Origin of the sequence: uncultured Methylobacterium sp., from assembly GCF_964251405.1 — a bacterium.
Taxonomy (GTDB): domain Bacteria; phylum Pseudomonadota; class Alphaproteobacteria; order Rhizobiales; family Beijerinckiaceae; genus Methylobacterium.
Genome location: NZ_CAXUJR010000001.1, coordinates 158,027 through 162,206 on the forward strand (window position 1 = coordinate 158,027; position 4,180 = coordinate 162,206).

The window sequence follows — 4,180 nt, forward strand, 5'->3', positions numbered from 1 at the left end:
TGGTGGTGTTTCCTCGCTTCCAGGAGGTGAACCGCACGCGGCCGGCCGATGCCGCCGGGAACGCCCTGCGCGCCATGAGGGCTACCTTCACCGAACTCGCGACCGACCCGGATGCGAAGCCCGATCCCGTGCGCGTCGCGCTGATCGGGCATCTCGCAGGCGCACCGATCGCCGCCAACGTTGCCGCCGAAGCCAAGGGACAGGATCTTCCCGTACCCAAGCTGGTCTTCGCCGTGATGCCCGGTGGCATCGCCAGCGACGCCCGGTCTCGCGGCGTTCCGCTCAAGGATCTCGCCGGCATCCCGGCGCAGACCCTCATGGTGACGATGATCGGCGACCGCGACGCGCGCGCCGCCGACTTGGCGGCGCGGCGCATCCTGCGCGAAGCGAGTGCCGTCCTGCCCGAGCGCAAGCTCTTCGCGCGCGTCCTTTCGGACGATCACGGCTTTCCCTCTCTCACAGCGACGCTGTCTTCGCCCGCAGGTGTTGATGCTGCCTTCGATGGCGGAGCGATCAAGGCACCGCCGGAGCCGCCGCGCGACCCGAAGCAGCCGCAGACCCCTTTCCGGTGGTCGGCCGACATGTCACTCACCGGCGAGCAGACGACGCTCGTGGCGCAGCTCAACAACGCCCGCACCGACAGTCTCGATTACCTCGCGTTCTGGAAGACCTTCGACCTCGCCGCGAGCGCAGCCTTCGCCGGTACCGACGTTACGGCTCTCAAGAACAATCCGCGCCTGAGCGACATGGAGCGCTGGGCCGACGGTTGGCCGGTCAAGCGCCTCATCTTCGAGACGCTGCGTCCGGGAGCGGCCCCGAAGCCTGCAGCGAACGCCGAGCCCGCTCTTGCCCCTAAGCCCGTCGGACGCCGGCCCTGACGACGCCATCCAGGATTGCCTGATGAAGCTGTTCCACTCGCATACCTCTCCCTTCGCCCGGAAGGTGATGGTCGTGGCCCACGTACTCGGGTTGACTGAGCGTATCGCGCTGCTGCCGACGGCCGCTCACCCGGTGAAGCGCGACGCCAACATCCTGCAGCACCACCCCCTGGCGCAGGTGCCGACCCTCATCGACGACGACGGGCGCGTCCTCGCGGACAGCAGGGTGATCTGCGAGTACCTCGATGCCCTGGCAGGCGGATCGTTGTTCCCCGCATCCGGCGCGCCGCGATTCGATGCGCTCGCGCTTCAGTCCACTGCCGACGGGCTGCTCGATGCCGCCCTGTTGATCCGTTACGAATTGACGGCCCGGACCGAAACGGAACGCTCCACCGCATGGATCTCTGGCCAGGAGGCAAAGATCGAGAGCTCGCTTCAGGCCTTCGAAGCGCAGGCCGGCGGTTTCGGCGACCGTCTCGACATCGGCGTGATCACGCTCGGATGCGCCCTCGGCTACCTGGACCTTCGCTTCCCTGAACTGGGATGGGCGGGGCGGCTTCCCACGACCCGCGCATGGTACGAGGCCTTCGCCCGACGGCCGGCGATGATGGCGACCCGCCCGCCCGCGTCCTGAAGTCGGCAAGCTGCCGGCTCGTCTTGCGCTGGCGCGAGCCTTGCGAAGCCGGCTTGGTCTTAGCGGACCAGCCTCATGCCCGATTTCATCCTCATCCTCGTCGCGGCCACGGTCTTCTGCCTCGCGGTCGTGCTGCTCAACGCGCTGACGGGTCTCGCCATCGGCCTGAAGGTCGCGCCGGCGGACCTGTCCGAGAACGGTCTACTTCAGTACGGGCTCGCATTGGTCGTGGCCCATCTGACATGGCGGTTTGCGGCCCGCCGCGTCGTCGCCTGACGGGGACGTCAGGAAACACGGCCGACCATTGAAAGGCCGGGGTCGCGTGGCCGATGCCTCCTACATCGCATCGACGCATTGCCCACCCGCGACATCGAACCCTCGCGGTCGATCGGGTTCTTGCTGTGGCGTGACGGCAACGGTGGGCGCGATGCCGCCACGCTCGATCGGCTAGAAATACGACCGCAGCGGCCCGCGGCGACGCACGTCGAGGGTGGCGCAGTGGAACGAGCCGCCGAAAGGTCCGTAGGACAGGAACGGCGCCGGAATCGGGTCGAATCCCCAATCCTTGAGGGCCTTGATCAGCGTCGGCTGGCTCGCGTCGACGACGATCTTCTTCTCGTCGATGGCGAGCACGTTGATGGACGTCCAGGGCGAGCACATCGAGATCTTGCTCATGAAGCCCTCGATCGGGTCGGGGCGCGGTGCGATCAGCACGTCCCAGGTCTTGAGCACCGCCGGCAGCTTCTCGACGTCGATGTAATCCGGATTGACCAGCACCTTGCCTGGGGCGAGGGGCATGAACGACGAGTCGATGTGCATCGGCTGCGGGCAGCGGCTCTCGATCTCGTGGATGCGGAAGCCCGGGCCGAGATGCCGGCGCAGCCACTCGATGCCCATCAGGTTGGTGACGTTGGAGCGCGTCACGAACAGATCGCGGCCGCAGCGCACGAAGTCGGCGGCATCGAAGACCGGCTCGAACTCGTTCACCGTGAACTGCATCGGCTCGCCGGCCGCCAGGTTCGGCACGCGGTAGTCGTAATTGTAGAGCTCATCCGTCAGCTGGGGACGCGGTGCCGACGTCCAACGGGCACCGGCCCGGAAGTACTCCTTGAACAGCGACCGGTAGGCGTCGCCCTCGAAGTAGCGCGAGCGCCAGCACATCGGGGATTCGATGATCTCGTCGCCGATGACGAGATAGGGATCGCGCGGACAGGCGACGCAGAAGCCGCGCGACGACCAGCGCGGAGCGTTGTATTTCTTCGAGAAATCGAGCGAGTCCGGACGACGGACCTTGACGCCTTCGCCGGCCAGGATCGAGATGAAGTTGTCGAGCTCGGCCTGAGCGAGCTTCTTCATGAACTTGGGATACCGGAAGCCTGCGGCGAACCGATAGAACGGCTGCGCGGCCCGGGGCAGGTTGAAGATCACCGTAAGATGGTGGGACGGGATCGTCGCGCCGTCGAGGCTGCCGACGATGACCTCCTCGAGGGGATCCCACTCGTTCCAGGCCATCACGGGGCTGTGCGGCGCCGGCGTTCCGGCGCGGCCGGTGGGGGAGGCCGCGTAGCCGTCTATACGCGCGTCGTCGAACACGGCTTCGTCCGCCGTGATGTGGGAATCGCGGTCCATCTCTCTGATCGTCCCCTTGAGCGGCTGTTCCGGCGGTTGCCCGATCACCCGGGTCCGTACGGGGTCACTGGACTGTGCCGCTTTGATCCGCACTGTGTCTCCGCGGTGATAGACAACGCCGGGCAAAGCTGCAACTTGCCGAGAAGCTCTTTGGTCCCGACGGTCATAGTCCTGCGGAACCGTAGCAACCGCCACCTTTCACCTTGGCGGCCGGTCGAAAGGGGACCATGAAACGTCTGACGACCTTGGCTCTGATCGTCGGTCTGTGCACGGTCGTCGGCCTGTTCCTGTCCTCCGGGCCGGATGATGTGGCCGCCGCGGTCGTGGGCGCGGGTTGGGGTGCCCTGATCGTCGTCGCGGCGCGCGTCATGGCGGTCGGCTGGGCCGGTTTCGGCTGGTTCGTGATCTTTCCCAAGGTCGATCGTCCGACCCTGTGGGACTGCGTGGCGCTGCGCTTCGTACGCGAAGGCATCAACACGCTGCTTCCCGTCGCGCAGGTCGGAGGCGACCTCGTGGGAGCTCGTTTGCTGACACGGCGCGGTCTTGGGGGCGGCCTTGCCGGTGCGAGCATGTTCGTCGACCTGATGACACAGGCGGTGACGCAGTTCCTTTTCACGATCGCGGGCCTCGCGGCCCTCATCTGGCTCGCCGGCGACGGCCCGATCGTCCGGACCGTGGCGGGAGGTCTCGCCCTCGCGGCCCCGGCGCTCGCGGCCTTCTTCATCATTCAGCGACGCGGCGGGCACCGCCTGATCCAGGGGCTTCTCAACCGTTTCGCGGCGGGGCGCGAGTGGCGCGCCCTGGGTGCCATCGACGTGCTCTACGACAGCCTGCGCCGGCTCTACGGCGCCCCGGTCCGAGTCGGCGCCGGAATGGCCGTCCATCTCGTCGGCTGGCTGATCGGAACGGTCGAGGTCTACGTCGCCCTCCACTTCATGGGCTATCCCGTCAGCATCCTCGAGGCGATCGTCATCGAGAGCCTGGCGCAGGCCGTGCGCGGCGCCGCCTTCGCCATTCCCGGGGCGCTCGGCGCCCAGGA

The 4,180-nt window shown here is 67.2% G+C and carries 5 protein-coding genes; 4 read left to right on the forward strand and 1 reads right to left on the reverse strand.

Features of this window, described 5'->3' with window-relative positions; all coding sequences use genetic code 11:
• The 3 genes from ACFE7U_RS00815 to ACFE7U_RS00825 form a co-directional block, all read left to right on the forward strand.
• A partial coding sequence (locus tag ACFE7U_RS00815) for an alpha/beta hydrolase (protein ID WP_375407818.1) occupies positions 1-878 on the forward strand: 878 nt, incomplete at its 5' end.
• Positions 879-900: 22 nt separating this feature from the next.
• Positions 901-1,512: a glutathione S-transferase gene (locus ACFE7U_RS00820; protein ID WP_375407819.1), complete on the forward strand. Its 612-nt coding sequence runs from the start codon at positions 901-903 to the stop codon at positions 1,510-1,512.
• Positions 1,513-1,587: 75 nt separating this feature from the next.
• Positions 1,588-1,788: a hypothetical protein gene (locus ACFE7U_RS00825; protein ID WP_375407820.1), complete on the forward strand. Its 201-nt coding sequence runs from the start codon at positions 1,588-1,590 to the stop codon at positions 1,786-1,788.
• A 171-nt stretch (positions 1,789-1,959) separates the two neighbouring features.
• On the opposite strand, the gene ACFE7U_RS00830 is transcribed toward ACFE7U_RS00825, so the two are convergent.
• Positions 1,960-3,141 carry an amidinotransferase gene (locus ACFE7U_RS00830; RefSeq protein ID WP_375407821.1) on the reverse strand — a complete coding sequence of 394 codons (1,182 nt, stop codon included), beginning with the start codon at positions 3,139-3,141 and terminating at the stop codon, positions 1,960-1,962.
• 227 nt (positions 3,142-3,368) lie between these two features.
• Between ACFE7U_RS00830 and ACFE7U_RS00835 the strand changes: the two genes are divergently transcribed.
• Positions 3,369-4,180, forward strand: an 812-nt coding sequence (locus ACFE7U_RS00835) for a lysylphosphatidylglycerol synthase domain-containing protein (protein WP_375407822.1), incomplete at its 3' end; no start/stop codon positions are given.

What these genes read in the sequence shown, in the direction of transcription:
- ACFE7U_RS00825 (WP_375407820.1), top strand. Translation starts at nt 1,588, where the DNA reads ATGCCCGATTTCATCCTCATCCTCGTCGCGGCCACGGTCTTCTGCCTC.
- ACFE7U_RS00830 (WP_375407821.1), bottom strand. Translation starts at nt 3,141, where the DNA reads ATGGACCGCGATTCCCACATCACGGCGGACGAAGCCGTGTTCGACGAC.
- ACFE7U_RS00820 (WP_375407819.1), top strand. Translation starts at nt 901, where the DNA reads ATGAAGCTGTTCCACTCGCATACCTCTCCCTTCGCCCGGAAGGTGATG.